The organism is Yokenella regensburgei, from assembly GCF_003634235.1.
GTDB classification, from domain to species: Bacteria; Pseudomonadota; Gammaproteobacteria; order Enterobacterales; family Enterobacteriaceae; genus Yokenella; species Yokenella regensburgei.
In genome coordinates this window covers 326,804-342,844 of sequence record NZ_RBIZ01000006.1, presented here as the reverse complement: position 1 = coordinate 342,844, position 16,041 = coordinate 326,804, and the positions used below count along the sequence as shown (strand labels likewise).

16 protein-coding genes are annotated in these 16,041 nt (G+C 57.7%); 13 read left to right on the top strand and 3 right to left on the bottom strand.

All coding sequences use genetic code 11. From position 1 onward, the window contains the following. The first annotated feature begins 110 nt into the window (after positions 1 to 110). The 4 genes from C7387_RS19640 (at position 111) to C7387_RS19625 (ending at position 3,711) form a co-directional block, all read left to right on the top strand. Entirely contained in the window at positions 111 to 1,772 is a 1,662-nt protein-coding gene (locus C7387_RS19640) for a putative transporter (protein WP_120817315.1), read from the top strand. A gap of 121 nt (positions 1,773 to 1,893) precedes the next feature. Further along, the gene (locus C7387_RS19635) at positions 1,894 to 2,238 is read left to right on the top strand and encodes a YidH family protein (protein WP_120817314.1); all 345 of its coding nucleotides are present in this window, start codon (positions 1,894 to 1,896) and stop codon (positions 2,236 to 2,238) included. Beyond that, on the top strand, positions 2,231 to 2,593 hold the full coding sequence (locus tag C7387_RS19630) for a DUF202 domain-containing protein (protein WP_006817835.1): 363 nt from the start codon (positions 2,231 to 2,233) through the stop codon (positions 2,591 to 2,593). Before C7387_RS19635 ends, C7387_RS19630 begins: the two co-directional genes overlap by 8 nt. Further along, complete coding sequence (locus C7387_RS19625) at positions 2,590 to 3,711, top strand: anaerobic sulfatase maturase (RefSeq protein ID WP_158592527.1); 1,122 nt, start codon at positions 2,590 to 2,592, stop codon at positions 3,709 to 3,711. Before C7387_RS19630 ends, C7387_RS19625 begins: the two co-directional genes overlap by 4 nt. A gap of 4 nt (positions 3,712 to 3,715) precedes the next feature. Here the strand turns inward: C7387_RS19625 and emrD are convergent, their stop codons facing one another. After that, on the bottom strand, positions 3,716 to 4,900 hold the full coding sequence (emrD, locus tag C7387_RS19620) for a multidrug efflux MFS transporter EmrD (protein ID WP_006817833.1): 1,185 nt from the start codon (positions 4,898 to 4,900) through the stop codon (positions 3,716 to 3,718). A 176-nt stretch (positions 4,901 to 5,076) separates the two neighbouring features. Next, positions 5,077 to 5,910, bottom strand: a complete 834-nt coding sequence (locus tag C7387_RS19615; RefSeq protein ID WP_038253535.1) for a DMT family transporter — start codon at positions 5,908 to 5,910, stop codon at positions 5,077 to 5,079. Positions 5,911 to 6,105: 195 nt separating this feature from the next. Here C7387_RS19615 and ivbL point away from each other — a divergent pair, with 195 nt between their 5' ends. The 9 genes from ivbL (at position 6,106) to nepI (ending at position 15,207) form a co-directional block, all read left to right on the top strand. Next, positions 6,106 to 6,204 (top strand): ilvB operon leader peptide IvbL, encoded by a 99-nt coding sequence (gene ivbL, locus C7387_RS19610; protein ID WP_071777499.1) that lies wholly within the window; start codon positions 6,106 to 6,108, stop codon positions 6,202 to 6,204. Positions 6,205 to 6,308: 104 nt separating this feature from the next. Further along, positions 6,309 to 7,997 carry an acetolactate synthase large subunit gene (gene ilvB, locus C7387_RS19605; protein WP_006817831.1) on the top strand — a complete coding sequence of 563 codons (1,689 nt, stop codon included), beginning with the start codon at positions 6,309 to 6,311 and terminating at the stop codon, positions 7,995 to 7,997. A 3-nt stretch (positions 7,998 to 8,000) separates the two neighbouring features. Further along, positions 8,001 to 8,291 carry an acetolactate synthase small subunit gene (ilvN, locus tag C7387_RS19600; protein WP_006817830.1) on the top strand — a complete coding sequence of 97 codons (291 nt, stop codon included), beginning with the start codon at positions 8,001 to 8,003 and terminating at the stop codon, positions 8,289 to 8,291. A gap of 71 nt (positions 8,292 to 8,362) precedes the next feature. Beyond that, positions 8,363 to 8,953: a response regulator transcription factor UhpA gene (uhpA, locus tag C7387_RS19595; RefSeq protein ID WP_006817829.1), complete on the top strand. Its 591-nt coding sequence runs from the start codon at positions 8,363 to 8,365 to the stop codon at positions 8,951 to 8,953. Next, on the top strand, positions 8,953 to 10,455 hold the full coding sequence (gene uhpB / locus C7387_RS19590; RefSeq protein ID WP_006817828.1) for a signal transduction histidine-protein kinase/phosphatase UhpB: 1,503 nt from the start codon (positions 8,953 to 8,955) through the stop codon (positions 10,453 to 10,455). The genes uhpA and uhpB overlap by 1 nt, the downstream gene beginning before the upstream one ends. Positions 10,456 to 10,464: 9 nt before the next feature. Beyond that, positions 10,465 to 11,790, top strand: coding sequence for an MFS transporter (gene uhpC, locus C7387_RS19585; RefSeq protein WP_120817312.1), 1,326 nt, complete (start codon positions 10,465 to 10,467; stop codon positions 11,788 to 11,790). A 139-nt stretch (positions 11,791 to 11,929) separates the two neighbouring features. After that, a complete protein-coding gene (gene uhpT, locus C7387_RS19580) occupies positions 11,930 to 13,321 on the top strand; it encodes a hexose-6-phosphate:phosphate antiporter (RefSeq protein WP_120817311.1) in 1,392 nt (463 codons plus the stop codon). 141 nt (positions 13,322 to 13,462) lie between these two features. After that, positions 13,463 to 13,915 (top strand): DUF1198 family protein, encoded by a 453-nt coding sequence (locus C7387_RS19575; RefSeq protein ID WP_038253541.1) that lies wholly within the window; start codon positions 13,463 to 13,465, stop codon positions 13,913 to 13,915. 89 nt (positions 13,916 to 14,004) lie between these two features. After that, entirely contained in the window at positions 14,005 to 15,207 is a 1,203-nt protein-coding gene (gene nepI, locus C7387_RS19570) for a purine ribonucleoside efflux pump NepI (protein ID WP_120817310.1), read from the top strand. Between the two features lie 18 nt (positions 15,208 to 15,225). Here nepI and phnX read toward each other — a convergent pair whose 3' ends face one another. Next, positions 15,226 to 16,035 (bottom strand): phosphonoacetaldehyde hydrolase, encoded by an 810-nt coding sequence (phnX, locus tag C7387_RS19565; RefSeq protein ID WP_120817309.1) that lies wholly within the window; start codon positions 16,033 to 16,035, stop codon positions 15,226 to 15,228. Between the last annotated feature and the right edge of the window lie 6 nt (positions 16,036 to 16,041).

Below are 16,041 nucleotides of genomic sequence, written 5' to 3'. Positions count from 1 at the left end.
GTTACCGTTTTGCGTTTGATCGGGGCTTTTTGTGCGCCACGATCCATACATCCCGCCGTGGTTCTGCCAGAATCCCTGATATACCTAATGTTATTCACAGGGAAACGACGATGAGTGATATAGCATTGACCGTGAGCGTGCTGGCTCTGGTGGCAGTGGTCGGGTTATGGATTGGCAATGTGAAGATCCGTGGCGTTGGCTTTGGCATTGGCGGAGTGCTGTTTGGCGGGATCATCGTCGGACATTTTGTCGATCAGGCAGGGATCACGCTGAGTGGCCCGATGCTGCACTTCGTTCAGGAGTTTGGCCTGATCCTCTTCGTGTATACCATCGGTATTCAGGTAGGGCCTGGGTTCTTCGCCTCCCTGCGGGTCTCCGGGTTGCGCCTTAATCTTTTCGCTATCCTGATAGTGGTTCTCGGCGGGCTGGTCACCGCACTGCTGCATAAACTCTTCAATATCCCTCTACCGGTCGTGCTCGGGATTTTCTCCGGAGCGGTAACCAACACGCCAGCGCTCGGTGCCGGGCAGCAGATCCTGCGCGACCTCGGCGTGCCATTCGACGTGGTTGACCAGATGGGGATGAGCTATGCGATGGCGTATCCGTTCGGCATCTGCGGCATTCTGCTTTCCATGTGGCTGGTGCGCCTGTTCTTTCGTATCAACGTTGAAAAAGAAGCCCAGCAGTTTGATGCCAGCGTCGGCAACGGTAATGTACTGCTGCAGACCATCAATATTCGGGTAGAAAACCCGAACCTCAACAACCTGACTATTCAGGACGTTCCGATCCTGAACAGTGACAAAATTATCTGCTCGCGGCTTAAGCGCGGCGATATGCTGATGGTACCGTCGCCCACCACGCTCATTCAGACCGGCGACCTTCTGCACCTGGTTGGCCAGATGGCCGATTTACACAGCGCGCAGCTGGTGATCGGCAAAGAGGTCGAGACGTCGCTTTCCACCCGAGGAACTGACCTGCGCGTCGAGCGTGTGGTGGTGACCAACGAGAAGGTATTAGGGAAGAAAATCCGCGATCTGCACTTCAAACAGCGTTATGACGTCGTTATCTCCCGACTTAATCGCGCCGGGGTAGAGCTGGTAGCGAGCAGCAATGCCAGCCTGCAGTTCGGCGATATCCTCAACCTGGTAGGACGTCCTGCGGCCATCGATGCGGTAGCCGCAGAGCTGGGTAACGCACAGCAGAAACTGCAGCAGGTGCAGATGCTGCCGGTGTTTATCGGCATCGGGCTTGGGGTGTTATTGGGATCTATTCCGCTGTTTATTCCTGGTTTCCCGGTGGCGTTGAAGCTTGGTCTGGCGGGCGGTCCGCTGATTATGGCGCTAATCCTCGGGCGTATTGGCAGCATCGGTAAGCTGTACTGGTTTATGCCACCGAGTGCGAACCTGGCGCTGCGCGAACTGGGGATTGTTCTGTTTCTCGCGGTCGTAGGCCTTAAATCGGGCGGTGATTTTGTTGATACGCTGCTCCACGGCGAAGGGGTAAGCTGGATAGGCTACGGTATTTTCATTACCGCTATTCCGCTGCTTCTGGCCGGTATCCTGGCGCGAATTGTCGTGAAAATGAACTATCTCACCATCTGTGGAATGCTTGCTGGCTCCATGACTGACCCACCGGCGCTGGCGTTTGCGAATAACCTGCATGCGACCAGCGGGGCGGCGGCGCTCTCCTACGCTACCGTCTATCCGGTGGTGATGTTCCTGCGCATTATCACACCGCAGCTTTTGGCCGTACTGTTCTGGGGTATCGGCTAGCGCGTCTTACGCGCCTTCAGCACCTGTGAAGGCGCTCTCCTTCCGCATCTCTCCACTTCCGGCTTACCAATGCAGGGTGTTAAGGTGAACGAGAAAAAGCTGCAGTTCTGAAGGAGAGTGAATGAAAATTTCCCGCCTGGGCGTTGCCCCGGACTATCGCTTCTCGTTGGCGAACGAGCGGACGTTTCTCGCCTGGATCCGTACGGCGCTTGGGTTTCTGGCAGCAGGCGTTGGGCTTGATCAGCTGGCCCCTGATTTTGCGACACCGCTTATCCGCGAAGTGCTGGCTCTGCTGCTGTGCCTGTTTGCGGGCGGGCTGGCGGTTTACGACTACCTGCGCTGGCTCAGTAATGAAAAGGCGATGCGGTTAAAAGAAGATTTACCCTATACCCACAGCCTGTTGATTATCAGCGTTATTTTGATGATCGTCGCCGTGGTAGTGATGGGGCTGGTGCTGTATGCCTGATAGCCGCAAAGCGCGGCGCAACAGCGACCCGGGTCTGCAGCCAGAGCGCACCTCCCTTGCCTGGTTTCGTACTCTTTTAGGCTACGGGGCGTTGATGGCGCTGGCGATAAAACACAACTGGCACCGTTCCGGCAGTCCTTTCTGGATATCGATAATCATCCTGGCGCTGGTGGCTATCATCCTCTGGCGCTATACCCGTCAGCGCAATCTGATGGACGTTAGCCGTAGCGATTTTTCACAACCGCGCGCAGTGCGTGACAAATTTTTGATCTCCCTCGCTGTCCTTTCCCTCGCATTATTGTTTGCTGTAACACACTTACGTCAGGTGGTTTTATTCATTAAGGATTATGTATGACAGGATGTCAGGTGATGGCCAAGCCGGCCAGCTCTCGCTGTAATCTACGTTGTCGATACTGCTATTATCTTGATAAACCTAAGTATGCTCAAATGGATGAGGCTACCCTCGACGCCTTCATTCGTCAGCACATTGCCGCGCAGCCGGGAAAAGACGTGCAGTTCTCCTGGCAGGGCGGAGAACCCACGCTCTGCGGTATCGCTTTTTTTGAACGCGTCATCGAGTTGCAGAAGCAGCATGCGGGTGACAAACGCATTCACAACGCCTTTCAGACCAACGGGGTCGCGCTGAACGACGCCTGGTGCCGATTCTTTGGTGAAAATAACTGGCTGGTGGGCATTTCGCTCGATGGCCCGGCGGAGCTGCATGATGTTTTCCGGCGCAGCCGCAACGGTAAACCCACTCAGCTGCGGGTGATGAGTGCGATTGAAAAACTGGTGGCTCATTGGGTTGAGTTCAATCTGCTGACGGTGGTGAACCGCCACAACAGCCAGGAAGCGGAGCGTGTTTACCGCTACCTCAGACGCCAGGGAACGCCGTTTATCCAGTTTATACCGCTGCTTGAGCTGGACGAACACGGCGTGCCGAGCGAAGACTCCGTATCATCACGCGCCTGGGGGGAGTTTCTGATCAAGGTGTTTGATATCTGGGTGCGTGAGGATATTGGCCGTACGTTTGTGCAACTCTTTGATTCGACGCTGGGCGTGTGGAGCGGTTTTCGCTCAACCCAGTGCGCGTTGAGCGAAACCTGCGGACACGCGTTTGCACTGGAAGCCAATGGCGACGTGTTTCAGTGCGATCACTACGTTTACCCCGAGCACCGGCTGGGTAATCTGCATCAGACCACGCTTGCCGAACTGAACGCCAGCGCCCGGGCGGTAGCCTTTGGCAAGCATAAACGAGACACGCTGTCGCGCGCCTGCCACGATTGTCAGGCGCGGCGTTTTTGCTACGGCGACTGCCCGAAACATCGCACTGCCGATGGCAAAAGTGCGCTGTGCGCGGGCTATCATCGCTTTTTTACCTACACCGCCCCGTACATGAGGGTGATGCGGGATCTCATCCGCCAGCAACGTTCACCGGCGGAATTGATGACAATGCTGCAAAAACAGAGCTGAGGGATCAGATAGTTTGCTGATGGCGGCTAAAGCGTGATGCCAGCGGCAGCCAGCACAGCAGAATAAGCAGCCCCATCAGGGTCATCAGCAGGCCAAGGCTGCCTTGTCCGGTCTGCGGCAGCATCGCCGAAAACCAGGCCAGCACGCCGGAGCCAATATTCTGCAACCCACCGACCAGCGCGCCAGCGGTACCGGCGAGGAACGGGAAGGGCTCCATCGCACCGCTGGTGGCAAGCGGAAACAGCATCCCCGCACCAAAGAAGAACAGCGCGGCAGGGATAAGCAGCGTCCAGACGTTCATTATCCCGAAGATGCCAGGGATCCACATCATCAGCCCACCCGCGAGGCAGCAAATAACCGACTGCCACATGAGTGTCGGGAAGCGTTTATTCGGGCGACCGGCGAACCAGGAGCCGAAAAACGCCGCCGGGATAGGCAGAATAAACAGGATACTGACTGCCATACTGCTGAGACCGAGCACCGCGCCCAGCAGCACACCGGAGCAGGCTTCAAACACCGCAACGCCCGCCAGACCTCCAATCAGCATCAGCAGATAACAGTTGAATGAACCATTACCTAACAGCGTTTTGTAGCTGGTGATAAGCCGGGTCCGCGGAGCCTCTTTCGGACGCGTCTCCGGCATCCAGCGCGCCATGCTGAAGGTAACCACCGCGCACAGCACCAGCAGGAAGGCGTAGCACACCCGCCAGCCCCAAAGGGTATCCAGCATCCCGCCAATCAGCGGTGCCAGCAGGGGGCTGACCAGAATACTCATATTTAATAAGCTGTTGGCATGACGTAATTGCGTACCTTCATACAGATCCCGCGGCAGCGTTCTCGCCATCACACCGCCAACGCCGGTGCCCATACCCTGCAGGGCGCTGGCAATAATTAGCAGCGTCAGGCTGGATGTGGTCATTGCGATGGTGGTCGCAACCAAAAAAATCGACATCCCGGCCAGGATCACCGGACGGCGTCCAATACGGTCCGACAGCGGGCCGTAAAACAGCTGTGACACACCGTAGGTCAGCAGATAGGTCGCCATGACGCTCTGAACCGCGCCTTCACGAACCTGTAATTCACGCGCCATATCGGCAATAGCGGGGATATAAATGGTTTGAGCCATCTGCCCAACAGCGACGAGCAGAACCAGCATCAACAATAAATTGAAGTTTCCGTGCCTTTTCATGTCGAAGATTACGTCTTAAAAATTGGGTAACAAAGGAGATATTGCTATGGATAGCGCCAAAATCGAGAGGAATCTACCACAGACAGATGACAACTTAACCATTATTTGTGCCAATGGTTAAGGGTGAAGAGGCAGGATTTATAAACGATTATTGGCAACAAATGTTGCCGCTTTGCTCAGGCGAGGCGCAAAAGGATTGCCCCGGCGGCAATTCCACAGGCGGCAACGGCGCGAATGCCGGAAACGCGTTCTTTTAAAAGGATAAAAGCGATCAGCGCGCCGAACAAAATTGAGGTTTCGCGCAGTGCTGCGACCACGGCCAGCGGCGCCTGGGTCATTGCCCACAGCGCCAGGCCATAGGCGCCCATCGTGGCAATACCGCCGAAGATCCCCTTGCGCCAGTGCTGCGAAAGATAGCTGATGGCAGGCTTACGACGAGCAAGCAACGCCCAGCATAGCAGGCAGAAACCGTTCATGAAGAAGGTCCACAGCGTATAGCCGATGGCCGTGCCAGACACCCGCACGCCGGTGCCGTCGACCAGGGTATAGGCGGCAATGAAGCAGGCGTTAAGCAGTGCCAGATAGATGCCTTTTCGCGAGCTGGAGCGACCGTTCAGCGCCATGCCCAGAATCGCGAGGCAAATGACGCAGATCCCAAGCCATGCCATCTCTGAGAGCGTCTCACCCATAAACGCTACGCTAATCACGGCGACCAGCAACGGCGCAGTGCCGCGCATCAGGGGATAGGTCTGGCTCATGTCAGACACTTGATAGGTTTTGGCGACCAGCACGGTGTAAATCACCTGCAGGATGCAGGAGGCTATCAGGAACGGAATACTTTCCACGCTCGGCTGTGGCGAGAAAGGGAGCGCCAGCAGCGCCATTACTGCCGCCGATCCGCTGACGCTGACTGCGGCGTAGAGCTTATCGTTGCCCGCTTTCACAATGGCATTCCAGCTGGCATGCAGCAGGGCGGCGAAAAGCAAAATAGCGAACAGCGTTAGCGTCATAGCGTCATAGCGTCAGTGGCGGCAGGAATTGTCATGCAACCGTAACATAACGTGGGCGGGATGTTTGTTTTTATTCTCTCCTGGTTGAATTGTGATCTCTGACGCATTTTTGCGCAGATGAAAATAATTCCATTGTCTGCGCCGTAAAGCTGTGTTTGTATAAATTCCACTGATGATTTCAACAACAGGTCCCTAATGAACACTTCCATGCCGATGTCGACCCTACTAAAAACCGCGCGCAACGCCGCGGTGGTCGTCGTGCGTGTGGTGGTGGTCGTCGGCAACGCGCCGTAGGGTCCGGAAAACACACGATTCCAAACCCCGCCGGCGCAAACCGGGCGGGGTTTTTTGTATCAGAACCCACCCGGCAGGTCGGCCCAGAAGAAAAGGACTGGAGCATGGCAAGTTCGGGCACAACATCTCAAAGCACGCGTTTTACGGGTGCGCAGTTAATTGTTCACTTACTGGAACGACAGGGCATTACGACCGTCACCGGCATTCCCGGTGGCACGGTGCTGCCGTTGTACGACGCCTTAAGCCAAAGCAAACAGATTCGCCACGTGCTGGCGCGTCATGAGCAGGGTGCAGGCTTCATTGCGCAGGGCATGGCTCGCACCCAGGGAAAACCGGCGGTGTGTATGGCCTGTAGCGGCCCGGGTGCCACAAACCTGGTCACCGCGATTGCCGATGCGCGGCTGGATTCCATCCCGCTGGTGTGCATTACTGGCCAGGTACCGGCATCGCTCATCGGCACCGATGCGTTTCAGGAAGTCGATACCTACGGTATCTCTATCCCCATCACCAAACACAACTATTTAGTCCGTGATATCAGTGAACTACCGCAGGTGGTTAGCGATGCGTTTCGCATCGCGCAGTCCGGCCGTCCCGGCCCGGTGTGGATAGACATACCTAAGGATGTGCAGACGGCGACGATTGATATCGATGACCTGCCGGTCCCTGGCGGCCGCGCTCCGGCACCGATTTTTAACCTGCAGGATGTGCGCGAAGCGGCGGCGATGATTAACGCCGCGCAGCGTCCGGTGCTGTATCTCGGCGGCGGGGTCGTTGCTTCACCGGAACAGGTACGCAAACTGGCGGAAAAAGCCAATCTGCCGACTACCATGACCCTGATGGCCTTAGGCATGCTGCCAAAAGCGCATCCGCTGTCGCTTGGTATGCTGGGGATGCACGGCGCGCGCAGCACCAACTTTATTCTGCAGGAGTCTGATTTACTGGTCGTTTTAGGTGCACGTTTTGATGACCGGGCGATTGGCAAAACGGAACAATTCTGTCCAAACGCCAAAATCATTCATGTGGATATCGACCGCGCCGAGCTCGGAAAAATCAAGCAGGCGCACGTGGCGATTCAGGGCGACGTGGGCGAAGTGCTGGAGCAGTTAATCCCGCTGGTTGACGCGAAGCCGCGCGACGCATGGCATCAACTGGTTGGCGAGCTGCAACAAGAGTTCCCGTCGGCTATTCCGCAGGCGGGCGATCCGCTGACCCATTACGGCCTGATCAACGCCGTAGCGGCCTGCGTTGACGATGACGCTATCGTGACCACCGATGTTGGCCAGCACCAGATGTGGACGGCACAGGCATATCCGTTAAACCGCCCTCGCCAGTGGCTGACCTCCGGTGGGCTGGGTACCATGGGATTTGGTCTGCCTGCGGCAATTGGCGCAGCGCTTGCGAATCCGCATCGTAAAGTGCTCTGTTTTTCCGGTGACGGCAGCCTGATGATGAACATTCAGGAGATGGCCACCGCCGTAGAAAACCAGCTGGATGTGAAAATCATCCTGATGAATAACGAAGCGCTGGGTCTGGTTCACCAGCAGCAGAGCCTGTTCTATCCGCAGGGGGTATTTGCCGCGACGTATCCTGGCATGATTAACTTCGTGCAGATTGCTGCTGGTTTTGGCATGCAAACCTGCGACCTGAACGCAGAAGCAGATCCGCAAGCGGCGCTGCAGGCCATTATCGCCCGCCCTGGTCCGGCGCTGATCCATGTGCGGATCGATGCCGAACAGAAAGTGTATCCAATGGTTCCGCCGGGAGCGGCAAATACAGAAATGGTGGGGGAATAAGCCATGCATCAGCCAACACATGACAACGTGATTCTGGAACTAACCGTGCGTAACCATCCGGGAGTCATGACCCACGTCTGCGGTCTGTTCGCCCGCCGTGCCTTCAACGTGGAAGGGATCCTCTGTCTGCCTATCCAGAACAGCGACAAGAGCCGGATCTGGCTTCTGGTCAACAACGATCAGCGTCTGGAGCAGATGATTAGCCAGATTGATAAACTTGAGGACGTGGTGCACGTTGTGCGTCACCAGAGCGATCCTGGCGTGTTCAACAAGCTAGGTCTCTTCTTCGAGTAATCGTTCAAGGCTTGAACAGCGGCGCGCTTATCGCTAAGGTAAGCGCGTTTTTACACCCGCCAGGATTTACCATGACCACCATCGCCCTTATAGACGATCATCTGATCGTACGCTCCGGTTTTGCTCAACTGCTGGGGCTGGAGCCTGATTTTCAGGTTGTTGCCGAGTTCGGCTCCGGGCGGGAAGCGCTGGCCGGTCTTCCGGGGCGTGGTGTTCAGGTGTGCATCTGCGATATTTCAATGCCGGACATCTCCGGGCTTGAGTTGCTAAGTGAGCTGCCAAAAGGGATGGCGACCATCATGCTGTCGGTACACGACAGCCCGGCGCTGGTTGAGCAGGCCCTGAACACCGGGGCCCGTGGGTTTCTTTCCAAACGTTGCAGCCCGGATGAACTGATTTCCGCCGTGCGCACCGTTGCCACCGGCGGCTGTTATCTGACGCCGGATATCGCTATCAAGCTGGCGGCCGGACGCCAGGATCCGCTGACCCGCCGCGAGCGGCAGGTAGCGGAAAAGCTGACCCAGGGAATGGCGGTTAAAGAGATTGCCGTTGAACTGGGGCTATCGCCGAAGACGGTGCATGTGCATCGCGCGAACCTGATGGAAAAGCTCGGCGTCAGCAACGACGTTGAGCTGGCCCGGCGAATGTTCGACGGCTGGTAATGCGTACCTTTCTTTCACAGCTGATTGCCGTTGTTGCCAGCGTTTCGATATTTTCTGCCGCCTGGTTTTGTCTGTGGAGCATCAGCCTGCATCTTGTTGAGCGACCTGATCTGGCGGTGCTGCTGTTCCCGTTTGGGCTGCGCGTTGGCTTGATGCTGCAATGCCCGCGTGGCTACTGGCCGGTACTGCTGGGGGCGGAATGGCTGCTGCTCGGTTGGCTGGCGCAGGAAGTCGCGCTCGACCATCTGCCATTATTGATGACCGGAAGCCTGCTGTCGCTGCTGCCGGTGGTGCTGATTTCCCGCTATCGCCAGCAGCGCGACTGGCGCACGCTGCTTTTACAGGGGGCGGCCCTGATTGCGGCGGCGCTACTGCAAACGCTGCCGTGGATCGGTGATGGCAAAGAAGTGCTTAATGCGCTGCTGCTCACCCTTACCGGCGGCCTGACGCTTGCGCCAACTTGCCTGGTTATCTGGCACTATCTCACCAGCAACACCTGGCTACCGTTAGGTCCTTCGCTGGTGTCGCAGCCGGTGAACTGGCGAGGGCGGCACCTGGTGGGCTACCTGCTGCTGTTTACCGTCAGCCTGTGGCTCCAGTTGGGGCTACCGGCCGAACTCTCGCGCTTCACCCCGTTTTGTCTGGCGCTGCCGATTATCGCTCTGGCATGGCACTACGGCTGGCAGGGGGCGCTTATCGCCACCCTGATGAACGCTATTGCGCTGATTGCCAGCCAGACCTGGCACGATCACCCGGTGGATTTGCTGCTGTCGCTGCTGGCGCAGAGCCTGACCGGGCTGCTGCTCGGTGCGGGTATCCAGCGCCTGCGCGAGCTGAACCAGTCACTCCAGACCGAGCTTGCGCGTAACCGCCGCCTCACCGAGCGCCTGCTGGAGACCGAAGAGAGCGTCCGCCGCGACGTTGCCCGCGAACTGCATGATGACATCGGCCAGACCATCACCGCCATTCGCACTCAGGCGGGAATTTTGCAGCGCCTGGCACCGGACAACGGCGGTGTAAAGCAAAGCAGTGTGCTGATAGAGCACCTCTCTCTTGGGGTTTACGACGCGGTGCGGCGCCTGCTCGGACGGCTGCGACCGCGCCAGCTTGATGACCTGACTCTAGGCCAGGCCGTTCGCTCCATGATGCGTGAAATGGAGCTTGAAGGGAGGGGGATCATTAGCCATCTCGACTGGCGCATAGACGAAACCGGGCTCAGTGAGAACCAGCGGGTGACGCTGTTTCGCGTTTGCCAGGAGGGGCTTAACAACATCGTTAAGCACGCCAGCGCCAGCGCGGTGACCCTGCAGGGCTGGCAACAGAATGAACGCCTGATGCTGGTGATTGAAGACGACGGCTGCGGGCTGCCGCCGGGTTCCGGTCAGCAGGGCTTTGGCCTGACCGGCATGCGCGAGCGGGTAACGGCACTTGGCGGTACCCTGACAATTTCCTGCACTCACGGCACCCGCGTCAGCGTGAGTTTGCCGCAGCGCTATGCCTGAGGAGCGACAATGTTTAATTTCATGAAAGCGCCGCCAGCGGCACAACCGATAAGCGAACGCAGCGAAATTGACGCCCACTATCGCTACTGGCGACGGCATATCCTGCTGACCATCTGGCTCGGCTACGCCCTGTTCTACTTTACCCGCAAAAGTTTCAATGCCGCGGTGCCGGACATTCTCGGCAGCGGTGTCCTGACCCGTACCGATATCGGCCTGCTGGCTACGCTTTTTTATATCACCTACGGGCTGTCGAAGTTTTTCTCCGGCATCGTCAGCGATCGCTCCAACGCGCGCTACTTTATGGGCCTGGGGCTGATTGCCACCGGCGTGGTGAATATCCTCTTCGGCTTTTCAACCTCGCTGTGGGCATTTGCCCTGCTGTGGGCGCTGAACGCATTTTTCCAGGGCTGGGGCGCGCCGGTATGCGCCCGTTTACTCACCGCCTGGTACTCGCGAAACGAGCGCGGCGGCTGGTGGGCTATCTGGAATACCGCGCATAACGTCGGTGGGGCGTTGATCCCGATGGTGGTAGGTGCCGCCGCGCTGCACTACGGCTGGCGTGTGGGAATGATGATTGCGGGGGGACTGGCAATCTTCGCCGGGCTTTTTCTCTGCTGGCGGCTGCGTGACCGTCCGCAAACCGTGGGCTTACCGGCGGTGGGCGACTGGCGGCATGATGAGCTGGAGATCGCCCAGCAGCAGGAAGGCGCGGGGCTTACCCGCAAGCAGATCCTCTACAAATACGTGCTGACGAATCCGTACATCTGGCTGCTTTCGCTCTGCTATGTGCTGGTGTACGTGGTGCGGGCGGCCATCAATGACTGGGGCAATCTGTATATGTCCGAGACGCTGGGCGTTGACCTGGTGACGGCAAACTCGGCGGTGACCATGTTCGAGCTCGGCGGGTTTATCGGCGCGCTGGTGGCGGGCTGGGGATCGGATAAGTTGTTTAACGGTAATCGTGGCCCGATGAACCTGATTTTTGCCGCCGGGATCCTGCTTTCAGTCGGTTCGCTGTGGCTGATGCCGTTTGCCAGCTACGTGATGCAGGCGGCATGTTTCTTTACCGTTGGCTTTTTCGTTTTTGGTCCGCAGATGCTTATCGGCATGGCGGCGGCGGAGTGCTCACACAAAGAGGCGGCGGGTGCAGCGACGGGGTTTGTTGGCCTGTTCGCCTACCTTGGCGCATCGCTTTCAGGCTGGCCGCTGGCGCGGGTGATGGACGTCTGGCACTGGAGTGGGTTCTTCGCGGTCATCGCCATTGCCGCTGGGATCTCGGCGCTGTTGCTGCTGCCATTCCTCAACGCCCAGGCTCCTCGTTCACGCGAAGCGTGACCTGACTCACTGTTTTCGCTCGAAAGCGGTAAAACTAAGAAATTTTCCCGGTTTCACCTGGACACTGTCTCAGGCCATGCCTGCTGCGGGTTTTTACAATGCCCGCCATACACGGGCATAGAAATAACGGGAGCAACCCATGCTGGGCTTCTTAAACCAGGTGCGTAAACCAACCCTGGAACTGCCGCTGGAAGTGCGGCGCAAAATGTGGTTCAAACCCTTCATGCAGTCTTATCTGGTGGTCTTCATCGGCTACCTGACGATGTATCTGATTCGTAAGAACTTTAACATTGCGCAGAACGATATGATCTCCACCTACGGCCTGAGCATGACTCAGCTGGGGATGATTGGCCTTGGTTTCTCGATAACCTACGGTGTCGGCAAAACGCTGGTTTCCTACTATGCGGACGGCAAAAACACCAAGCAGTTCCTGCCGTTTATGCTGATCCTGTCGGCGATTTGTATGCTCGGCTTCAGCGCCAGCATGGGTTCTGGCTCTGTCAGCCTGTTCCTGATGATTGCCTTCTATGCGCTGAGCGGCTTTTTCCAGAGTACCGGTGGCTCCTGTAGCTACTCGACGATCACCAAGTGGACGCCGCGTCGCAAGCGCGGAACGTACCTTGGCATGTGGAACATCTCCCATAACCTTGGTGGCGCGGGTGCCGCAGGGGTAGCGCTGATTGGTGCGAACTATCTGTTCGACGGCCACGTTATCGGCATGTTTATCTTCCCGTCGATTATCGCGCTGATTGTCGGTTTCATCGGCCTGCGCTACGGCAGCGACTCCCCGGAATCCTACGGCCTCGGTAAAGCGGAAGAGCTGTTCGGCGAAGAGTTGAGCGACGAGGATAAAGAGACCGAAGAAAACGAGATGACCAAGTGGCAGATCTTCGTTGAGTACGTGCTGAAAAACAAAGTTATCTGGCTGCTGTGCTTCTCTAACATCTTCCTGTACGTGGTGCGCATCGGTATTGATCAGTGGTCCACCGTGTATGCCTTCCAGGAGCTGAAGCTCTCTAAAGAAGTGGCGATTCAGGGTTTTACCCTGTTTGAAGTCGGCGCGCTGGTGGGGACACTGCTGTGGGGCTGGCTGTCCGATCTGGCAAACGGTCGTCGTGCGCTGGTAGCCTGCATTGCTCTGGCGCTTATTATCGCCACGCTGGGTGTTTACCAGCACGCCAGCAACCAGTACGTGTACCTGGCATCGCTCTTCGCGCTCGGTTTCCTGGTGTTTGGCCCGCAGCTGTTGATTGGTGTCGCTGCCGTTGGCTTCGTGCCGAAAAAAGCGATCGGCGCAGCCGATGGTATCAAAGGCACCTTCGCTTACCTGATTGGTGACAGCTTCGCCAAACTCGGCCTCGGTATGATTGCCGATGGCACCCCCGTATTCGGCCTGACCGGTTGGGCAGGGACCTTCGCCGCGCTGGATGCCGCCGCCATTGGCTGTATCGTGCTGATGGCTATCGTCGCGGTCCTGGAAGAACGTAAAATTCGCCGTGAAAAGCGGGTGCAACAATTAAGAACAGCCTGAGTTCTCAGGTAGCTGTTTGCCCGGGTGATGCCGGGCTTTTTTTTGTCCGCGATACACCCCCTTCGCTTTATACACACCCCTCTGTCGACTTCCCCCGTTTTCCCATTATGATGTTGAAGCGCAAGTGAGCTGAGAGGAAGCATGATCTGGATGGCATTGGCCACGTTGGTGGTCGTATTTGTGGTTGGATTTCGGGTGCTTACCTCCGATTCCCGGCGGGCAATCCGTCGGTTGAGCGAGCGGCTGGCGATAACGCCGGTACCGATAGAATCGATGATCGATCAGATGGGGAAAACGGCGGGTAACGAGTTTCTTCGCTATCTGGAACGTCCCAACGAAGCGCATCTGCAAAATGCGGCGCAGGTGCTGGTTATCTGGCAGGTGTTTATCGTTGACGGCAGTGAGCAGAATTTGCACTACTGGTACCGGCAGATGCAGAAAGCGCGTCTGGCAGCACCTATCAGCGACGCGCAGACGCGCCTGGCGCTCGGGTTCCTGCGTGAGCTGGAGCCAGATGCCTGGGAGCTGAACAGATTCCAGGAACGTTACAACGCGCTGTTTATGCCGGAAGAAGGCGTCCACTGGCTGCACTGACGGGGATAACGTTGTGGCTAAATGTTAACCCCGTCACACTATAATGGTACACTGCGCTCCCGCCACCACCGTCAGGATGCCAGAACCCCATGAGTGCACCACATGCCGAACACCGAAACCACGCCGACATTACGTCTCACCCCAACTGGTCGGCGGTTTTCGCAGTCGCATTCTGCGTAGCGTGTCTGATTACCGTAGAATTTCTACCGGTGAGCCTGCTCACGCCAATGGCGGAAGAGCTGGGAATCACCGAAGGGGTAGCCGGGCAGTCGGTGACCACCACCGCGTTTGTGGCGATGTTCTCCAGCCTGTTCATTACCCACATCATCGGTAAAACGGACCGCCGTCTGGTGGTTGTTCTGTTTTCAATCCTGCTGACGCTGTCCTGCCTGCTGGTCTCGTTTTCCAACAGCTTTGCCCTGCTGCTGCTTGGCCGCGCATGTCTCGGGCTGGCGCTGGGCGGATTCTGGGCGATGTCGGCATCGTTGACGATGCGGCTGGTGCCCCCTCGGTCGGTTCCGAAAGCGCTGTCGGTGATTTTTGGCGCAGTGTCGATAGCGCTGGTGATCGCGGCTCCGCTCGGCAGCTTTTTAGGCGGCATCATCGGCTGGCGGCACGTATTTAACGGCGCGGCGCTGATGGGCCTTATCTGCATTGTCTGGCTGGTGAAGGTGCTGCCGTCGCTGCCGGGTGAAACGGCGCAGCAGCAGAATATGTTCGGCCTGCTAAAACGCCCGGGCGTGGCGGCCGGGATGCTGGCGATTTTCATGTCTTTCGCCGGTCAGTTCGCCTTCTTTACCTACATCCGCCCGGTGTTTATGACCCTTGCCGGGTTTGATGTTGATGGCCTGACGCTGGTGCTGCTGAGCTTTGGTATTGCGAGCTTTGTCGGAACCTCGGTGTCGTCGATAGTGCTGAAGCGTTCGGTAAAAATGGCGGTCGCCGGATCACCGCTGGTGCTGGCGCTAAGCGCGCTGGTGCTTATCCTGTGGGGCAGCGATAAAGCCGTGGCAGCGACGGTGGCGGTTATCTGGGGCTTTGCCTTTGCGCTGGTGCCGGTAGGCTGGTCAACGTGGATCACCCGCTCGCTTGCCGATCAGGCGGAAAAAGCCGGCTCCATTCAGGTTGCCGTTATTCAGCTCGCCAATACCTGTGGCGCGGCGGTCGGTGGGATTGCGCTGGATCGGTATGGTCTGCTGTCACCGCTGGCGCTGTCGGGAATTCTGATGCTGATGACGGCGCTGCTGGTCACCACAACGGTGAAGTTTGCCAAAGCAGGCCCGGCAGCCTGACGCCGCCGGGCGTGTAGATTACGGTCTTTCGCCCTGCGCCAGCCGGGCGTTGATCTGCGCAATCACCGCTGGCAGTTCTGCCAGCGTGTCGATGACGTAATGCGCGCCTGCGGCGTAGAGCTTACCGGCGGCGTGCTCGCGGCGGGTGGCAATCTCTTCAGCCGACATAGCCTGGTACTCCTCCCACGTGGCACCGAATTCGTTGCCGGACAACGCCAGTCCAATGCTCCACATCCCGGCGTTAATTCCTTCTTCAATTCCCGGAATGGCATCGTCTACCTTCACGCACTGTGACACGGCGCCCACACCCAGGGTGATGACGTTTTGCAGCGCCATCCACGGGCCAGGACGCCCGCCGACGCTGAGATCGTCCGTTGCCACCCAGCAGTCTGGCGCATAGCCCTGCGCGGCGGCGGCAGGGACCAGTTTTTCCATCACCGCTCGCGGGTAACCGGAGCAGGAACCAATCTTCAGCCCGTCGGCGCGAAGTGCTGCAATCGTGTCGATAACACCTGCAATAGGTGCTGCAAAATCGACGACTTTAGCAATCTGCAGCGGCATGAAGGTGGCGTAAATCTTATCGATATCGGTAGCGGTCATCGGCTGGCCAAATTTCGCCTGCCAGCGGGCGCTTACCGAAGGGAGTTTCCCTAACGCTTCAATGTGTTGCCACTTCCCCAGCCCCATAGGGACGCGGGCTTCGGCAAGGGTGATTTCCACATCAAATGCCTGACGGAAGGCTTCGACGAAAATCTGCGTTGGCGCGAAGGAGCCAAAATCGACGGTGGTACCGGCCCAGTCGAGGATCACGGCGGAAATACGGTTCATGGTGGC

What these genes read in the sequence shown, in the direction of transcription:
- C7387_RS19640 (WP_120817315.1), top strand. Translation starts at nt 111, where the DNA reads ATGAGTGATATAGCATTGACCGTGAGCGTGCTGGCTCTGGTGGCAGTG.
- C7387_RS19635 (WP_120817314.1), top strand. Translation starts at nt 1,894, where the DNA reads ATGAAAATTTCCCGCCTGGGCGTTGCCCCGGACTATCGCTTCTCGTTG.
- C7387_RS19630 (WP_006817835.1), top strand. Translation starts at nt 2,231, where the DNA reads ATGCCTGATAGCCGCAAAGCGCGGCGCAACAGCGACCCGGGTCTGCAG.
- C7387_RS19625 (WP_158592527.1), top strand. Translation starts at nt 2,590, where the DNA reads ATGACAGGATGTCAGGTGATGGCCAAGCCGGCCAGCTCTCGCTGTAAT.
- emrD (WP_006817833.1), bottom strand. Translation starts at nt 4,900, where the DNA reads ATGAAAAGGCACGGAAACTTCAATTTATTGTTGATGCTGGTTCTGCTC.
- C7387_RS19615 (WP_038253535.1), bottom strand. Translation starts at nt 5,910, where the DNA reads ATGACGCTAACGCTGTTCGCTATTTTGCTTTTCGCCGCCCTGCTGCAT.
- ivbL (WP_071777499.1), top strand. Translation starts at nt 6,106, where the DNA reads ATGAACACTTCCATGCCGATGTCGACCCTACTAAAAACCGCGCGCAAC.
- ilvB (WP_006817831.1), top strand. Translation starts at nt 6,309, where the DNA reads ATGGCAAGTTCGGGCACAACATCTCAAAGCACGCGTTTTACGGGTGCG.
- ilvN (WP_006817830.1), top strand. Translation starts at nt 8,001, where the DNA reads ATGCATCAGCCAACACATGACAACGTGATTCTGGAACTAACCGTGCGT.
- uhpA (WP_006817829.1), top strand. Translation starts at nt 8,363, where the DNA reads ATGACCACCATCGCCCTTATAGACGATCATCTGATCGTACGCTCCGGT.
- uhpB (WP_006817828.1), top strand. Translation starts at nt 8,953, where the DNA reads ATGCGTACCTTTCTTTCACAGCTGATTGCCGTTGTTGCCAGCGTTTCG.
- uhpC (WP_120817312.1), top strand. Translation starts at nt 10,465, where the DNA reads ATGTTTAATTTCATGAAAGCGCCGCCAGCGGCACAACCGATAAGCGAA.
- uhpT (WP_120817311.1), top strand. Translation starts at nt 11,930, where the DNA reads ATGCTGGGCTTCTTAAACCAGGTGCGTAAACCAACCCTGGAACTGCCG.
- C7387_RS19575 (WP_038253541.1), top strand. Translation starts at nt 13,463, where the DNA reads ATGATCTGGATGGCATTGGCCACGTTGGTGGTCGTATTTGTGGTTGGA.
- nepI (WP_120817310.1), top strand. Translation starts at nt 14,005, where the DNA reads ATGAGTGCACCACATGCCGAACACCGAAACCACGCCGACATTACGTCT.
- phnX (WP_120817309.1), bottom strand. Translation starts at nt 16,035, where the DNA reads ATGAACCGTATTTCCGCCGTGATCCTCGACTGGGCCGGTACCACCGTC.